The organism is Pantoea sp. RIT413, from assembly GCF_003057675.2.
Taxonomy (GTDB): Bacteria; Pseudomonadota; Gammaproteobacteria; order Enterobacterales; family Enterobacteriaceae; genus Pantoea; species Pantoea eucrina.
The window spans coordinates 1-15,398 of the sequence record NZ_QBJB02000005.1 but is presented as its reverse complement, the minus strand read 5'-3'; the positions used below and the strand labels follow the sequence as shown (position 1 = coordinate 15,398).

The following is a 15,398-nucleotide window of genomic DNA, read 5'->3' as shown; positions in this document are numbered from 1 at the left end:
GCATGAAACGTGCTTTTATTATGGTTCTCGACTCCTTCGGCATCGGTTCCAGTAAAGATGCTGATAAATTCGGTGATGCGGGTTCAGATACGCTTGGCCATATCGCTGAAGCCTGTTTTGAAGGTCGCGCAAACGAAGGGCGCGAAGGCCCGCTACATCTGCCAAACATGACCGCGCTCGGTCTTGGCAAAGCGGCAGAACTCTCGACCGGCCGCTTTCCGCCAGGGCTGGATCCAAATGCTGAAATCATCGGCGCTTACGCTTACGCCAGCGAACTCTCTTCCGGCAAAGATACCCCCTCCGGCCACTGGGAAATTGCCGGTGTCCCGGTTCTGTTCGACTGGGGCTACTTTAGCGATAAAGAGAACAGCTTTCCGCAGGCGCTGCTGGATAAGCTGGTGGAGCGCGCCGATCTGCCGGGCTATCTCGGCAACTGCCACTCTTCCGGTACGGTGATCCTCGATCAGCTGGGTGAAGAGCACATGAAAACCGGTAAGCCGATTTTCTATACCTCAGCAGACTCGGTGTTCCAGATCGCCTGTCACGAAGAGACCTTTGGCCTTGAGCGGCTGTATGAACTGTGTGAAATTGCCCGTGAAGAGCTGACGGAAGGCGGCTACAACATCGGTCGCGTCATTGCCCGTCCGTTTGTGGGTGATAAAGCGGGCAGCTTTGAGCGTACCGGCAACCGTCACGATCTGGCCGTTGAGCCGCCATCACCGACCATGCTGAAAAAGCTGGTCGACGAGAAGGGCGGGGAAGTGATCTCGGTAGGTAAAATTGCCGATATCTATGCGCATCAGGGCATCACGCAGAAAGTGAAAGCGACCGGTCTCGACGCGCTGTTTGACGCCACGATTGAGCAGATGAAAAAGGCGCCTGACACCTCTATCGTCTTTACCAACTTTGTTGATTTCGACTCAACCTGGGGTCATCGCCGCGATATCGCAGGCTATGCCGGTGGACTGGAGCTGTTTGACCGCCGTCTGCCAGAGCTGATGGCGCTGGTGCAGGAGGGCGATATTCTGATCCTGACCGCTGACCACGGCTGCGATCCCAGCTGGGAAGGCACTGAGCATACGCGTGAGCATATCCCGATTCTCATCTACGGTCCGGGCGTCAAGCCGGGATCGCTGGGTTATCGCGACACCTTTGCCGATATCGGCCAGACCATTGCCGCGTACTTTGGCCTCTCCAGCATGGACTACGGTAAAAGCATGCTGTAAAACAGCGCACACTTTTTTGAAAAGGAATAAGAACCATGGCAACGCCACATATTAATGCAGAAATGGGTGATTTCGCGGACGTCGTGCTGATGCCTGGCGACCCGCTGCGCGCAAAGCATATCGCTGAGACTTTCCTGGACGATGTTGTGGAAGTCAACAACGTACGCGGTATGCTTGGCTTCACCGGCACCTATAAAGGCCGTAAGATTTCGGTAATGGGCCACGGTATGGGGATCCCATCCTGCTCAATCTATACCAAAGAGCTGATCACCGATTTTGGCGTGAAGAAAATCATCCGCGTCGGCTCATGTGGTGCAGTACGTGCTGACGTGAAACTGCGTGATGTGGTGATTGGTCTGGGCGCCTGCACCGACTCCAAAGTAAACCGTATGCGTTTCAAAGATCATGATTTTGCGGCGATTGCTGACTTTGACATGGTACGCAACGCGGTTGACGCAGCAAAAGCGCTGGGCGTTGACGCGCGCGTCGGCAACATCTTCTCTGCGGATCTGTTCTACACGCCCGATCCGCAGATGTTTGATGTCATGGAGAAGTACGGCATCCTCGGCGTTGAGATGGAAGCCGCAGGGATCTACGGCGTGGCGGCAGAGTTTGGTGCGAAAGCGCTGACCATCTGTACCGTCTCTGACCATATCCGCACGCACGAACAGACCAGCGCGGCAGAGCGTCAGACCACCTTCAACGATATGATCAAAATTGCACTGGAATCGGTGCTGCTGGGCGACTAACTTCGCCTGTGTCCGGAGCGCATTAATGCGCTCCGGTCCTCCCTCCGTAAACATCTGACACACTTTTACCCAGGCTTGTGCATCTTCAGGCTGGCTCTGACGCTCACGCTGTTTATCATTAGCGCGATAATGAAGAGACCCTTTCCTGATGAATTTTCGCAATTTCGAAGCTGAAGAAAAACTGTTTGCCCGGCGGGCGCTGGTGGCATTTGCGCTGGTGGTGACCTGCTTTATCGTTCTGGGAATCAATCTTTATCGTCTGCAGGTCCGTCAGCACCGCTACTACCAGACGCGCTCCAACGAAAACGACATTAAAATGATCCCCATCGCGCCTACACGCGGGCTGATATACGATCGCAACGGCATTCCGCTGGTACACAATGTCACCTGGTATGACGTACTGGTCACGCCCTATAAGGTCAGCGATATGGCGGCCACGCTCCGCGCCCTGACGCCGCTGCTTGATCTGACGCCCGATGATATTGAAGCATTCAGGCATGCGCTGCAGCACAGCAGCCGCTATAAACCGGTCGAGCTGAAAGCGGAGCTTACCGATCGTCAGGTGGCACGCTTTGCCGTGAACCAGTTTCGTTTCACCGGCGTCAGCGTATCGACTTATCAGGATCGGGAATACCCCTACGGCGCTGACCTGGCGCACGTGGTGGGCTACGTCTCCAAAATCAACGACGCTGACTACAGGCGGCTGAACGAGGCGGGCAGAGGGGAGAACTACGCCGCGGACCATAACATCGGCAAGCAGGGCATTGAAGGCTACTATGAGGCATTGCTGCACGGCAAAACCGGCTACCAGGAAGTAGAGGTCGACAACCATGGCCGCATCGTGCGCGTGCTGAAAGAGGTTCCGCCGGTGGCTGGCAAAAATATCTGGCTGACCCTCGATCTGCATCTGCAGCAGTATGTTGAGCAGCAGCTGGCCGGCCAGCGCGCGGCGGTACTGATTGAAGATCCGCACGACGGCAGCGTGCTGGCGATGGTCTCCAGCCCCAGCTACGATCCCAACCCGTTTGTGAAAGGCATCAGTTATAAAGCCTACAAAGCGCTGCTGCAGAATAAAGATTTACCGCTTATCAACCGCGTCACGCAGGGCCTCTATCCGCCCGCCTCGACGGTAAAGCCATATATGGCGATCTCTGCACTGCTGACCCACACTATCACGCCCGCGACCACCTTCTTTGGCGGACCCACCTGGACCCTGCCCGGCACGCACCGCACCTGGCGCGACTGGAAAAAAACGGGCCACGGTATGCTGGACGTCACTAAAGCGATTGAGGAGTCGGCAGACACCTTTTTCTATCAGGTGGCATTTATGATGGGTATCGATCGCATTCATACGATGCTGAGCCAGTTTGGCTATGGCAAGTCAACCGGTATCGATCTTAACGAAGAGTACACCGGTCTGCTCCCCGATCGCGCCTGGAAAAAGCGGGTGCATAAACGGGCGTGGTATCAGGGCGATACGGTATCAGTCGGGATCGGGCAGGGCTACTGGATCGCAACCCCGATCCAGATGGTCCGGGCGATGGTCGCGCTGATCAATAACGGCAAAGTGATCACGCCGCATCTGCTGGCTAAAGCGCAGCGTGGCGGCTGGCAGCAGCCTTATCAGCCCGTCAGGCCGCAGCCGCAGATTGGCGAGGCGAACTCGCCATACTGGGGGCTGGTGCGCCGGGCGATGTTTGGTATGGCTAACGCCCCTAACGGCACCGGATATAAATATTTTCATACCGCGCCATACGGCATTGCAGCGAAGTCCGGGACGTCGCAGGTGTTCAGCCTGAAGCAGAACCAGACCTATAATGCGAAAGCGATCCCGATCCGGCTGCGCGATCATATTTTTTATACCGCGTTTGCACCATTCAGCGATCCTAAAGTGGCGATTGCGTTGATTCTGGAAAATGGCGGAAACGAGAGCGTGAGCGCCGCGCCGGTAATGCGCAATATTCTCGATCATATCTTCCTGCCGCCGGCATCCGACGCGCCGCTGCAGACGGCAGGGCAGTAGCGGCTACTCTTCTTTTAACGTCGCGGTGACGTGGCCGATAGCGCGGACCACGTCACCTGAGCTGCCGCGGATCTCCGCCATCATGTCGCCCGCCTCCTGAGCAAGCAGTACGCCCTGATCGGCGCGCTTCAGGTTAGATGCAATGCCCTGCAGCGCTTTCTCTGCCAGCAGATGGTTATCGCGCACCCGGTTTTCGATTTCAGTAGTGGCGCGATTGATATTTTCCGCCAGCGCACGCACCTCGTTCGCGACGACGGCGAAGCTGCGTCCATGCTGTCCGGCCCGCGCCGCCTCAACCGCCGCGTTCAGCGCCAGCAGATTGGTCTGTTCGGCAATACGGCGGATGCTTTCGACAATCGCGCCAATGCGATCGGAGGAGTCGCTGAGATTGGTAATATCACCGGAGATACCGTGCAGTTCGCCTGCCAGCGCATTCATGGTCTGCACGCTGTTCTCCAGCACGGTAGCGCCCAGGCGGGTGCTTTCGCTGGTCTGCAGCGCCGTCTGATACGCCTGCTGCGCAGCGTCACGCTCCTGCTGGCTCTTCTCCACCTGCGGGGTCACATCAGTGGCGAATTTAACAATTTTATAGAGAGTGCCCGCCTCATCGAAAACCGGATTATAGGTGGCGCGCAGCCAGACGGTACGGCCCTGTTTATCCACGCGCTGAAACTGGCCGGAGATGTATTCACCCTGATTCAGCTTCTGCCAGAAACGACGATAGGCGTTGCTCTGCTGCGTTTCTGGCGGACAGAACTGACTGTGGTGCCGGCCAAGGATCTCCTGCTCCCGATAGCCCATGGTTTTAAGAAAATTGTCATTTGCCATCAGCACTTCGCCCTGCAGATTAAAGGCGATAACCGCCATTGAGCGATCGATAGCCGCCGTCATGGCGCGCTGCTCCTGCGTATCCAGAATGTGTGCCGTAATGTCACTCGCCAGCTTAACAATCTTTATTACCCGGCCGCTGCGGTCCTGTACCGGCACATAATTGGCTTCCAGCCAGACCGGACGGCTGTGTTTCGCCACGCGCAGAAACTTATCGCTGAACCCCTCGCCGCGGTTGAGCCGTTGCCAGAAATTGCGATACGCGGCCGAGTGCACCATATCGGGCGTACAAAACAGAGCGTGGTGCTGCCCGACGATCTCCGGCAGGGTATAGCCCATGCGCTCCAGAAACAGATCGTTGGCGGTGATAATTTTGCCGTCCGGCGTAAACTCAATCATGGCGATAGCATCCTGCAATGAACTGAGCGTCGCGCGGCTGCGCTTTTGCCACGCAAGGCGTGACATAATACCTGATACAATAGTGCTGAACATGGCGGACCTTTTTATGTTTATTGGATGTCAGCACGGTTATCGGCAGCCGGATGCGAAAATCCATCGCGACAGCGCAGCAGAGTGTGTCAGAATTTAACCAGTAAGCGCAGCGGATGCTCTAAAAGTCAGCAGTCAGCGCGTATTTGCTGAAAAGCGTTTGACGCTGCGGCCGGGGTAGGGTTTAATGCGCCCCGTTGCCCGAATAGCTCAGTCGGTAGAGCAGCGGATTGAAAATCCGCGTGTCCCTGGTTCGATTCCGGGTTCGGGCACCACAATTCAGAAAACCCGGCCTTATGGCCGGGTTTTTGCTTTTCTGCGCTCCCCATATTCGCTCTGCGCTCCGGCGTATACGCTCCACTCCTGGTCTGACACAGTCAGCACCTTCATCTGCACGATCGCACCCCGGATACAGACAGACAGCTGCGAACACTGCTTTCATTTAGTTACTTTTACACTACGTGACTTTTCCTGAATCTTTGCCATTACTTAACAGGCGGACCCGCACTAAAAAATCAGGAATATGAGCAATGCCGATACGATCGCTGCAGGCGCTTTGTCTGGTGAGCTTTTTTCTCGCCGACGTGCGCGACGGGCTGGGACCTTTTCTGGGGATATTTTTAACGCAGCGTGGCTGGCAGCCAAATGATGTCGGCCTGGTGATGACGGCGGGCGGGCTGGCGGGGCTTATCGCCACGCTGCCTGCCGGGATCGTTACGGATGCCACGCGCTACAAACGTCTGCTGCTGCTGGGTGGCTGCGCGCTGATTACCGTTGCCACGCTGTGGCTCTGGTATTCACAGCAAAGCTGGGTGGTAGCAATTACGCAGATCATCAGCGGCGTTTCTGCCGCGTTTATTGCCCCGGTGCTGGCAGGGATTACGCTGGGTCTGGCCGGACAGCGCGGTTTTAACCGGCAGATGGGGCGCAACGAAGCGTTTAACCACGCCGGGAATATGAGCGCTGCGCTGATTGCCGGGGCCGCGACATGGTACTGGGGGACCGGCTCGGTATTTATTCTGATGACAGCGATGGCGCTGCTGACCTCACTCGCTATCCTGGCCATCCGCGGAAAAGATATTGATCATCAGGCAGCGCGCGGTCTGGATGCGTCTGCGGGCGGCGCGGTTCCCCGCCTCTCTGACCTGACGCGCAACGCACCGCTGATGACCACAGGCATCACGCTGCTGCTGTTCCATCTCGCGAATGCGGCACTGCTGCCGATGCTCAGTATGCGCGTAGCCGCCTCGCCCGGCGGCATGAATCCTGGCGTTTATGCTGCTGCAACCGTTATTATCTCGCAGGCGGTGATGATCCCGGTAGCGCTCTGGACGGCGGCGCGCGCCGAAACGCTGGGGTATCAGCGTCTGATTATGCTGGCGCTGCTGCTGCTGCCGCTGCGCGCCGTACTCGCCGCCAGCTTTACCAACCCCTGGATGATGATCCCGGTTCAGGTGCTGGACGGCATCGCGGCCGGTACGCTGGGCGTCGCCGTGCCTGGCTACATTGTGCAGCTGCTGCGCGGCAGCGGCCATGTTAATGCCGGGCAGAGTGCGGTGATGCTGATGCAGGGAGCGGGTGCCGCCTTTAGTCCGGCGCTGACCGGCATGATTGTCAGGCACTACTCTTATAGCGTGGCGTTCAGCACGCTAAGCGTGATTGCGCTGACAGCGCTGCTGATCTGGTGGCAGGCGAGGCGGTTCGCGCCGGTAAGTGAGGCATAAAAAAGGCCAGCACAGAAGCAACCTCACTATGCTGGCTGGCCAGCTGGCCGATAAATAATATGCAATGTCAAAGTCCGGGGAAGAAAATCAAAGCGCAGCCAACGCTATTTCTTTGCTTCTACGCCTGGTGTACTGGAGCGGATAAGGAACTGCTTTGTAACGTCGCCCAGATGATTGGCTGTCCAGTCGGCCATCGCCTGTTCCTGCTCGCGAATGCGGGTGAAAATTGACACGCTCTCGCTGTCGTTAAGCTGTTCCGCCGCGGCAATGAGCGCAGTGTAATTCGCGATCTCAAAGTTCTCAAAAACGTTGCCGCTGATGGCGCCTTTCACCACCTCATCTTCGGTCATCATTCCGCCAACTGCCTGGCCAAACGCCGACAGTTTTCCTGCGGCATCTTTGATCACCGAACGGGACGTGTCGTAACGGTCAATGACGCTCTGCACCAGCTGCTGCTGTTCACGTGTTTCATCAATGTGCTGCTCAATACGCGCTTTAAGATCGGGATAGTGTTCGAGCCGGGCTGCCATTTTTTCCAGCATGCTCTCCGCCTGCTTCTCCATAGCGTGTGCATCTCTGACCCAGTCAATAAAATGTTCTTCGTAAGTCATTAGATTCTCCCGTTAATGTTAAGCCTGTGCACCCTGTGCAGCATCTTTATCTGTGCCACGACGACTCTTTTTACCCCCTTTACGGCCCGCTTCAATTGCGCGCTCAGGGTTATTGCGAAAGTTACCGCCGCTGACCTGACCGCCTTTTTTCCCCGCTTCGCGGGCACGTTCAGGATTCAGGGCAAAATTACCGGCACCGCCACGTGGATTGCTCATCATTTACTCCTCAGAGGGTAAAGCATATTAAAGTATTTAGTTTGCAACTTAAGGTTAGCGTTATTTTCCGGATTAACAAGGGCGCCAGTCAGGAATAATCTTAATTGGGGTTTTTATATTTTTTATTTCTTTAAGAGCTAATTTATAAAATCACGATTCGTTTTGTGTACAGAGAAATACTATTTGTACAATAAATTTTATCTCGGTATTTTTAGATATTTATCCTTTATTTTTAGTGCCTTACTTCAATTAAGGGTGGTTTTTATAAGTTGTACGATTTTACTGTGTGTTGTACAGATTTATATTGCAAGGTAACAGAGTGTCGTATGAAGGGAATTAAGCGCAGCGGTGGAAAATATTTCTTAAATTTAACATGTAATTTTTTGTCAGTTGATTTTTTTGACTGAGATCATTTCAGCCAGGGCAATAATATATTCTGGAGTGGTCATTACCTGAATTGAGACTTTCAGGTTATGCAGTGACTTAACGGGGCTCTGCACCTTATGATGGCGGCATCACTTATGCTCAGCCCGGTGAGCAAGCATGCAGGAATCACCCCGTAATGAATTTACTCAACGATCTCGATCTGCGTCAGCTGGAAGCGTTCGCAGCGGTTATTGCAGCGGGCAGCGTGACCGCCGCAGCCAAAGCGCTGAATCGCTCACAGCCTGTGGTGTCACGCCAGCTGCAGGAGCTGGAGCTCTCTCTGGGCTATCCGCTCTTTATCCGCAACGGACCGCGTATTCACCCCTCCGAAGAGGCGCTGCAGCTGCATCAGTATGTGCAGAAAGCGCTGCTCTCTTTACAGCAGATCCGGCTGCGTGCGCAGGAGATCGCGCAGCAGCAGCAGCGGCCACTCAGCATTGCGGCCACGCCGGCGCTGGCTGCAGGGCTGCTGCCACAGGCGCTGGCGGCGATTGGCCTGCACAATAAAGTGCAGATCATCAGTGAGTCTGCGGCGCAAACGGCGCACGCGGTGATCACCGCTGAGGCGGACATCGGCCTCTGCAGCCTGCCGCTGGAGCATGATGCAGTGGTACTGCACTGGATTGGTCACGCGCGCTGCGTGGTGGCGCTGCCGGATAGCGACCCGCTCGCGGCGCAGCCGCAGATATCGCTCAGCCAGCTGGCGGGACGGCGACTTATCGCCCCCTGGAACCCGCAGCGCCTGCGCGGGCGCTATGAAAAAGCGCTGAAGCGTGTCAATACGCCGCTGCCGGAAACCATTGAAACAAATTCATCGGCAAATATTCTTGGCTGCGTCCGCGCCGGGCTGGGCGTGGCTATTCTGGAGCCGGTTTCCGGCTGGGGAATGCCGCTGGCTGGCGTCACTATCTGTACGCTGGAAGAGGATATCCCCTACTACTTTGGCGTGGTCACGCCGCAGGGCCGGCAGATCACCGCGGCAGTACAGGCGCTGGTAGAAGCGCTCGCCGCCGCGGCTGCCGCGCTGTTGCCCGATTTTCAGCGGCTGGCCTCAAGCGAACACACCCGCGTTATGCGGCTTATCAATCAGCTTTAAGGCATCTGCAGGGCGTGGCAACTGGCTTATACCCATTCCGGCATAAGATATAAGAAATCCATTGGTTAAATGCTGAGCGCTATTATTGACTCCGCCCGGTCGCAGGAGGAGTATGCAAAGCCTCAGCTTTTACTATGCGTATTAACAATCATTGGCCGGTAACTATGTGTTATCAGGATAATAAATCCGGCGGTTGTGGGTATGCGTTTGACAGCGTTTTTTGCGCTGACATCAGGGGATACTTATATGACTTCAGCTGCCGACGGTCTGGCTGCGCTGGAAGCTCAGCTACAGCAGGACCTGGAATACCTTGAACTGCCCGCAAAACCCTGGGTGCCTGTGCACACGGCTTATGACCAGCCGGTGCGCGATGTCGTCGTGATCGGTGCCGGAATGTGCGGCCTGGCGGCGACGGCCCGGCTGCAGCTGGCGGGCATCACCAATAGCATCGCTTACGACACTGCACCAGCAGGGGAGGAGGGGCCGTGGGTCACCTTTGCCCGCATGGAGACGCTGCGTTCACCCAAATCACTGCAGGGACCGGCACTCGGTCTGGCCTCGCTGACCTTTCGCGCATGGTACACCGCGCAGTGGGGAAAAGCGGCCTGGCAGGCGCTGGACAAAATCCCGAAAGAGATATGGATGAACTATCTGGTCTGGTACCGGCAGGTACTGAATCTGCCGGTACAGAACGGCGTCCGCGTTACCGCCATTGAACCTGCCGGGTCGCTGATTGCGCTGACGCTGGAAGGCGCAGCGCCGGCACGCGTCTATACCCGCCGGCTGGTGCTGGCAACCGGCCGTTCCGGCCTGGGCGGCGTCGCCGTTCCCCCCTTTTTGCAGGGCGTCGATCGCCGCTTCTGGGCACACTCCGCCGACAACATCGACTTCCGTGCGCTGCAGGGTAAGCGGGTTGCGGTGATCGGTGCCGGTGCTTCGTCAATGGATAATGCCGCAACCGCGCTGGAGCAGGGCGCTGCCAGGGTGGATCTGCTGATCCGCCGTAAAGCGATGCCGCGCATCAATAAAATGACCGGTATCGGCAGTCAGGGCGTGGTACACGGTATGCACCAGCTGCCGGATATGTGGAAATGGAAGTTTGTTGATTATACCGCTGCCACCCAGACGCCGCCGCCGCGCGCCTCCACCCTGCGCGTTTCGCGTCATGAAAATGCCCGTTTTTTGCTGAACTGCGCTATCAATGCCGTCAGGCCCGAAGGGGATGAGCTGGTCATTGAGACGACGCAGGGGCCGCTGCGCTATGACTACCTGATTGCGGCTACCGGTTTCAGCAACGATTTCAGCGGCCGATCCGAATTCGCCGCCATCGCCCCGCACATCCGCCGCTGGGCAGACGGTCGCTATCAGCCTGCCATGGGGCCGGCGCGCCAGAATATGCTGGAGGCGCCTGACCTGGGACCCGGGTTTGAGTTTCGCGAGCGCTCCCCCGGCGCCTGCCCGATGCTTTCACATATTCACTGTTTCAATGATGCCGCGATGCTGACGCACGGCAAAGTCTCCGGTGATATCCCCGCGGTCAGCGCCGGTGCCGATCGGCTGGTGCGGGCGATTGCGGCCTCGCTGTTTGCCGAGGATGTGAAGCAGCACTATGCCAGCCTGCAGGCGTATGACACGCCTGAATTACAGGGCGATGAATGGGTGGACGCCACCCCCTTACTGAATCAGGAGAACGCGTTATGAGTGACGCTATCGATCGCGCCGCCGGGCTGACCCCTGACGCGGCGCTCTACCAGACGCGGCGGCTGCGGCCGGAGTTTGTTGATGGCGCCGAGGCGTGCCGTCGCTCCGTGCTGACACCGGAAGATGACCAGGGGCTCTCTGCAGTCCTGCGGCTGGCGCTGGCGCAGCGCATGGCGCGGCTGAATCAGGATAGCGCGCTGGAGCAGGCGTATCAGCATGAGCTGGCGCAGCTGCAGCCGGCAGATGAGCTGCTGGCGCTGGCAGAAGGCGCGATGCCGGCAAGTGAACCGCTGGCGACGATTGTGCGTCATACCGATCTGGTCACGTCTCAGCCGGTGCAGGCCACCGAGCAGCATATCCGGCTGCTGGAGCAGGCGGGGCTGAATAACCCGCAGATTGTGGCGCTCTCTGAGCTGATCGCCTTTGTTAACTTCCAGACGCGCGTGGCGGCTGGCCTGCGCCTGCTGAGGTCAGCATGATCCCTTCTGTTTCCCTGAAGCCGCTGCACTGGCACCCCTATATTGCGCCGGTCAGCGTAGACGACGCCACGCCGGCCCAGCGCGATGCGATGAAAATCACACCGTCTAACAAGAAGGTGTCGGAGTATGTCCGCACGCTGGTACACGATCCGGAAAGCTACACCGCACGCACCGGGCTGTTCAACGCCATCATGTATGTTGAAGGCGGCCTGAATCGCGCCGATCGCGAGCTGGGCGCGCTGGGCGCGTCAATCGTGAACGGCTGCCGCTACTGCGCGGTGGTGCATGCGCGCCGGCACGTGCAGCTGGCTGAAAACGACGCGGTGGTCAGTGCAATCTATTTTGACCGCGCCGATGCGCTGGGCGAGCGCGACGCCGCGATCTATCACTTTGCCCGCCGCCTGTCGGTCACGCCAGCCGAAGCGACGGCAGAAGATATTGCGCCGCTGCGTGCGGCCGGAATGGACGATCGGGAGATTATCGACCTGATCCACGCTATCGCCATCTTTGGCTGGGCCAACCGTCTGATGCATGTGCTGGGCCATGCTGACCTGAATAAATAGGGCAATGCCATGTTAGAACTTAATAATATTACGCTCGCCTATGGTAACAACCCGATTCTGAAAGGGGTCGATCTGACGGTAAAGCGGGGCGATGTGGTGTCGATTATCGGGCCAAGCGGCACCGGTAAAACCACGCTGCTGCGCTGCATTAATTATCTGGCAAAGCCCACAGCCGGAACGATCGCGCTCGATCAGATCCGCATGGATTATCGCAAACCCGATAAAGCGGCGATCCAGGCGATCCGCCTGCGTACCGCGATGGTATTTCAGCAGTTCAACGTCTTTAAGAACATGACGGTGCTGGAGAATGTGATGGATCCGCTGATCGTGATCCAGCGCAAAAGCCGCCAGGAGGCGCGGACCATCGCGCTTGAGGAGCTGGAGCGGGTCGGACTCGGCGCGAAAGCCGATCACTATCCTTCCCAGCTATCTGGCGGACAGCTGCAGCGCACCGGCATTGCCCGCGCACTGGCGGTGCGGCCGGAGGTCATTCTGTTTGATGAACCGACCTCTTCGCTGGATCCGGAGCTGGTGGGTGAGGTGCTGAAGGTAATCAAAGATGTCACCTCCTCAGGCATCACCTCGCTGCTGGTCACGCATGAGATGCAGTTTGCGAAAAGCGTCTCTAACCGCATTGTGTTTATGGATCAGGGGGTGGTCGCCGCGCAGGGTACGCCGGCAGAGATGTTTGAAAACCCGACCCTGCCGCGCCTTGCCCAGTTTCTCAGCTCAGAACGCATATTCTAATAATCAGAGGAATCAAGATCATGCCTGCACTTAAAACAACATTACGTCGCCTGGCCGCGCCTGGCATCATCGCACTGGCGCTGGTCAGCGGCAGCAGCTTTGCCGATGCGGTTCGCACCATCAAAATCGCTACCGCTGCAGAGTCCAAGCCGCTCTCCTGGGGCGCGATTGGTCATGAGCCGCAGGGCTATGAGCCCGACGTGCTGAAAGCGATTAATGCCAGACTGCCGCAGTACAAATTTGTGATGGAAGGCGCCGCGGATATCGCTCAGGAGACCGGGCTGGCGACCGGCAAATATGATATGGCAACCGGCGGCTACTATAAGGCCCCGGCGCGTAGCAAGCAGTTCCTGATCCCGGATGCACCGATGGGTGCCAGCCTGATGAAGATCTACAGCCGCAGCGACAGCACCATTCAGGGCATGAAAGATCTGGTGGGCAAAAAGGTTGTCCCGGTGACCGCTGGCGGTGGCGTCTACAAATTTGTGACGCAGTGGCAGCAGGATAATCCGAACGACAAGATCGCCATTAAAGCCTCCAGTGCTGGCGTGCCCTATCCGGATCGCCTGAAAGAGGTGCAGAACGGCAAGTATGACGCGCTGATCCTGCCATCAAACCTCGGCGAGCAGACGGTCATTGATAACCAGAAACTGGCTATCAAAGCGAGCGAACCGGTGGCGATCAACAACACCTATGTGCTGCTGCATCGTTCGGCAGAGAATCAGGCGCTGAGTCAGGACATTACAAAGGCGCTGCAGGATCTTAAGGCGGACGGCACGCTGGATAAGCTGGCGCAGAAGTGGTTTGGTGAAGACGTCACGAAATATATGCAGTAACGGATTCACAAGCAGATACCGCGCCGGCTCGCTGGCAGGCGCGGCTCTATAGTAAGCAGGAGTGTTTCACCGTGAATCTATCCGCCATGATCCCCGAGCTGCTGTCAGCGCTGCCGCTGACGCTCGGTATTATGTTTGTTGCGATGCTGGCTGGCTTTGTTCTGGCGCTCATCACGACGCTTTTCCGCGTCCGTCGTATTCCGCTGGTCAGCCAGCTGGCCGATCTGTACGTCTCTTATGCGCGCAGCGTGCCGGTGGTTCTGCAGCTGTTTGTCGCTTTCTACGGCCTGCCGCTGATTACGCAGCAGCTCGGCTTTACGGATTTTGTTTCACCTAATCTGGCCGCCATGATTGGCCTGAGCTTCTATCACGGCGGCTATCTCTCCGAAGTGATGCGCCCGGCGTTTCTGGCGGTAGAGCGCGGTCAGCACGATGCGGCGGACAGCCTGGGTTACGGCTTTTGTCACAAGATGCTGCGCGTGGTAGGACCGCAGGCGGTGCACTTTGCGCTGCCGGGCTATGGTAACGCGATAATTTACCTGATCCATAACGTTGCGCTGGTGATGTATATCGGTGCCGCTGATGTCATGGCGACGGCGCATCTGATTATGGAGCGCGATTATAACCAGTATCAGTTTGGTACCTATCTGGTGCTTGCGGTGATCTATTCGCTGCTCTGTCTGGTCGCCTGGCTGATTATTCGTTTCTTTGAACAGCGTCATGCGAAGTACAGCGCCAAAACGGCGCGCGTCAAGCTGACCGCCAGCGTCTGAGCAGGAGAGCGCGCATGTTTGATACTGAAGTACTACTGCCCGATTTCTGGAGCATTCTGGATGCGGTGCCGGTTACGCTGCTGATGGCGGTAACGGTGTTTATCTGTTCCACGCTGCTGGGCGGGCTGTTTGCATATATTGAGCATCAGCGTATTCCGCTACTGCGTCAGCTGGTGATGGTTTACAAAATTGCCTTTAAAGGCGTGCCGATGGTGGTGGTGATTTTTCTCGCCTACTACGGTCTGCCATCCGCGCTGCATTTCTTCGCTACGCTGTTTAACGTTGAGGTGAATGCTCACTCGCTGCCTAACTGGGTGATTATCATCGTCGCGCTGAGCGCCTGCGTAGCGGCGTTTCAGGCAGAAGTGTGGAAAGGGGCGCTGAACTCGTTTGACAGCGGCCAGTCCGACGCCGCGCTGTCGCTGGGTTACAGCGGTGGCCAGCTGTTCCGGCGCGTGATGTTCCCGCAAATCATCGTGGCGGCGATCCCGGATCTGGCCAACGCCTTTATGGTGATTATGAAAGCGCTGTCGCTCGCCTTTGCTATCGAAGTCGTGGATATCTTTGCGCAGGCGCAGCTGACGGCGGCGCTGAACTTCTACTATCTCGAAGCGTTCCTGATTGCCGTGGTGTTTTATATGGTGATTGCGTGGGTGGTGACCAAGGTCGCCGATATGATTGAAGCGCGGTTGCGCGTCAGGACCTGAGAGAGAGAGGAGGCTGACGCCGGTTCTGTTCGCCACGGGGGCGTGGGGCACGGGACTGGTTCCGTTCGCCGTCAGCTGTGGGGCGCTGATTAAGCGCCGGTTCCGTTCGCCGTCAGCTGCGGCAGCAGCCTGTGCCCCGGTACGGCGACCGGGCAGAGGGCGCCTGGCCGCGCCCTCTGCACTCCCCGGCCCTGCGCCAGCCCC

The 15,398-nt window shown here is 57.4% G+C and carries 15 protein-coding genes and 1 tRNA gene; 13 read left to right on the top strand and 3 right to left on the bottom strand.

The annotated features are described in order from the left end of the window. Positions 1 to 2: 2 nt before the first annotated feature. From deoB to mrdA, 3 genes are all read left to right on the top strand, one after another. The gene (gene deoB, locus DBY66_RS08760) at positions 3 to 1,226 is read left to right on the top strand and encodes a phosphopentomutase (RefSeq protein WP_039380136.1); all 1,224 of its coding nucleotides are present in this window, start codon (positions 3 to 5) and stop codon (positions 1,224 to 1,226) included. Positions 1,227 to 1,261: 35 nt separating this feature from the next. Then, positions 1,262 to 1,975 (top strand): purine-nucleoside phosphorylase, encoded by a 714-nt coding sequence (deoD, locus tag DBY66_RS08755; protein ID WP_039380134.1) that lies wholly within the window; start codon positions 1,262 to 1,264, stop codon positions 1,973 to 1,975. 148 nt (positions 1,976 to 2,123) lie between these two features. Next, complete coding sequence (mrdA, locus tag DBY66_RS08750) at positions 2,124 to 3,998, top strand: penicillin-binding protein 2 (RefSeq protein WP_071669246.1); 1,875 nt, start codon at positions 2,124 to 2,126, stop codon at positions 3,996 to 3,998. A 3-nt stretch (positions 3,999 to 4,001) separates the two neighbouring features. On the opposite strand, the gene DBY66_RS18100 is transcribed toward mrdA, so the two are convergent. Beyond that, positions 4,002 to 5,318 carry a PAS domain-containing methyl-accepting chemotaxis protein gene (locus tag DBY66_RS18100; protein ID WP_104085440.1) on the bottom strand — a complete coding sequence of 439 codons (1,317 nt, stop codon included), beginning with the start codon at positions 5,316 to 5,318 and terminating at the stop codon, positions 4,002 to 4,004. 196 nt (positions 5,319 to 5,514) lie between these two features. Between DBY66_RS18100 and DBY66_RS08740 the strand changes: the two genes are divergently transcribed. Both DBY66_RS08740 and DBY66_RS08735 read left to right on the top strand, forming a co-directional pair. After that, positions 5,515 to 5,590 (top strand) — tRNA-Phe (locus DBY66_RS08740). Positions 5,591 to 5,845: 255 nt separating this feature from the next. Continuing rightward, positions 5,846 to 7,039, top strand: a complete 1,194-nt coding sequence (locus DBY66_RS08735) for an MFS transporter (protein ID WP_039380128.1) — start codon at positions 5,846 to 5,848, stop codon at positions 7,037 to 7,039. 104 nt (positions 7,040 to 7,143) lie between these two features. Here DBY66_RS08735 and DBY66_RS08730 read toward each other — a convergent pair whose 3' ends face one another. Next, positions 7,144 to 7,650, bottom strand: a complete 507-nt coding sequence (locus DBY66_RS08730) for a DUF892 family protein (protein ID WP_039380127.1) — start codon at positions 7,648 to 7,650, stop codon at positions 7,144 to 7,146. An 18-nt stretch (positions 7,651 to 7,668) separates the two neighbouring features. Further along, positions 7,669 to 7,866 carry a general stress protein gene (locus DBY66_RS08725; RefSeq protein ID WP_039380126.1) on the bottom strand — a complete coding sequence of 66 codons (198 nt, stop codon included), beginning with the start codon at positions 7,864 to 7,866 and terminating at the stop codon, positions 7,669 to 7,671. A 562-nt stretch (positions 7,867 to 8,428) separates the two neighbouring features. On the opposite strand from DBY66_RS08725, the gene DBY66_RS08720 reads away from it, so the two are divergent. The 8 genes from DBY66_RS08720 (at position 8,429) to DBY66_RS08685 (ending at position 15,194) form a co-directional block, all read left to right on the top strand. Next, entirely contained in the window at positions 8,429 to 9,388 is a 960-nt protein-coding gene (locus DBY66_RS08720; protein ID WP_108569904.1) for a LysR family transcriptional regulator, read from the top strand. Positions 9,389 to 9,634: 246 nt separating this feature from the next. Next, positions 9,635 to 11,089 (top strand): NAD(P)/FAD-dependent oxidoreductase, encoded by a 1,455-nt coding sequence (locus DBY66_RS08715; RefSeq protein ID WP_108569967.1) that lies wholly within the window; start codon positions 9,635 to 9,637, stop codon positions 11,087 to 11,089. After that, positions 11,086 to 11,568, top strand: a complete 483-nt coding sequence (locus tag DBY66_RS08710) for a hypothetical protein (protein WP_104085443.1) — start codon at positions 11,086 to 11,088, stop codon at positions 11,566 to 11,568. The genes DBY66_RS08715 and DBY66_RS08710 overlap by 4 nt, the downstream gene beginning before the upstream one ends. Continuing rightward, positions 11,565 to 12,131 (top strand): peroxidase-related enzyme, encoded by a 567-nt coding sequence (locus DBY66_RS08705; RefSeq protein ID WP_104085444.1) that lies wholly within the window; start codon positions 11,565 to 11,567, stop codon positions 12,129 to 12,131. Before DBY66_RS08710 ends, DBY66_RS08705 begins: the two co-directional genes overlap by 4 nt. Positions 12,132 to 12,140: 9 nt before the next feature. Next, complete coding sequence (locus DBY66_RS08700) at positions 12,141 to 12,878, top strand: amino acid ABC transporter ATP-binding protein (protein ID WP_039380122.1); 738 nt, start codon at positions 12,141 to 12,143, stop codon at positions 12,876 to 12,878. 20 nt (positions 12,879 to 12,898) lie between these two features. Further along, complete coding sequence (locus tag DBY66_RS08695) at positions 12,899 to 13,714, top strand: transporter substrate-binding domain-containing protein (protein WP_039380121.1); 816 nt, start codon at positions 12,899 to 12,901, stop codon at positions 13,712 to 13,714. 86 nt (positions 13,715 to 13,800) lie between these two features. Beyond that, the gene (locus DBY66_RS08690; RefSeq protein WP_199559920.1) at positions 13,801 to 14,487 is read left to right on the top strand and encodes an amino acid ABC transporter permease; all 687 of its coding nucleotides are present in this window, start codon (positions 13,801 to 13,803) and stop codon (positions 14,485 to 14,487) included. A 14-nt stretch (positions 14,488 to 14,501) separates the two neighbouring features. After that, positions 14,502 to 15,194, top strand: coding sequence for an amino acid ABC transporter permease (locus DBY66_RS08685; RefSeq protein ID WP_039380119.1), 693 nt, complete (start codon positions 14,502 to 14,504; stop codon positions 15,192 to 15,194). Positions 15,195 to 15,398 lie beyond the last annotated feature (204 nt).

Bases quoted from the DNA above. Each gene is read 5' to 3' on its own strand.
- DBY66_RS08720 (WP_108569904.1), top strand. From the start codon at position 8,429: ATGAATTTACTCAACGATCTCGATCTGCGTCAGCTGGAAGCGTTCGCA.
- DBY66_RS08690 (WP_199559920.1), top strand. From the start codon at position 13,801: ATGATCCCCGAGCTGCTGTCAGCGCTGCCGCTGACGCTCGGTATTATG.
- DBY66_RS08735 (WP_039380128.1), top strand. From the start codon at position 5,846: ATGCCGATACGATCGCTGCAGGCGCTTTGTCTGGTGAGCTTTTTTCTC.
- mrdA (WP_071669246.1), top strand. From the start codon at position 2,124: ATGAATTTTCGCAATTTCGAAGCTGAAGAAAAACTGTTTGCCCGGCGG.
- deoB (WP_039380136.1), top strand. From the start codon at position 3: ATGAAACGTGCTTTTATTATGGTTCTCGACTCCTTCGGCATCGGTTCC.
- DBY66_RS08715 (WP_108569967.1), top strand. From the start codon at position 9,635: ATGACTTCAGCTGCCGACGGTCTGGCTGCGCTGGAAGCTCAGCTACAG.
- DBY66_RS08685 (WP_039380119.1), top strand. From the start codon at position 14,502: ATGTTTGATACTGAAGTACTACTGCCCGATTTCTGGAGCATTCTGGAT.
- DBY66_RS08730 (WP_039380127.1), bottom strand. From the start codon at position 7,650: ATGACTTACGAAGAACATTTTATTGACTGGGTCAGAGATGCACACGCT.
- DBY66_RS18100 (WP_104085440.1), bottom strand. From the start codon at position 5,318: ATGTTCAGCACTATTGTATCAGGTATTATGTCACGCCTTGCGTGGCAA.
- DBY66_RS08695 (WP_039380121.1), top strand. From the start codon at position 12,899: ATGCCTGCACTTAAAACAACATTACGTCGCCTGGCCGCGCCTGGCATC.
- DBY66_RS08710 (WP_104085443.1), top strand. From the start codon at position 11,086: ATGAGTGACGCTATCGATCGCGCCGCCGGGCTGACCCCTGACGCGGCG.
- deoD (WP_039380134.1), top strand. From the start codon at position 1,262: ATGGCAACGCCACATATTAATGCAGAAATGGGTGATTTCGCGGACGTC.
- DBY66_RS08725 (WP_039380126.1), bottom strand. From the start codon at position 7,866: ATGAGCAATCCACGTGGCGGTGCCGGTAATTTTGCCCTGAATCCTGAA.
- DBY66_RS08705 (WP_104085444.1), top strand. From the start codon at position 11,565: ATGATCCCTTCTGTTTCCCTGAAGCCGCTGCACTGGCACCCCTATATT.
- DBY66_RS08700 (WP_039380122.1), top strand. From the start codon at position 12,141: ATGTTAGAACTTAATAATATTACGCTCGCCTATGGTAACAACCCGATT.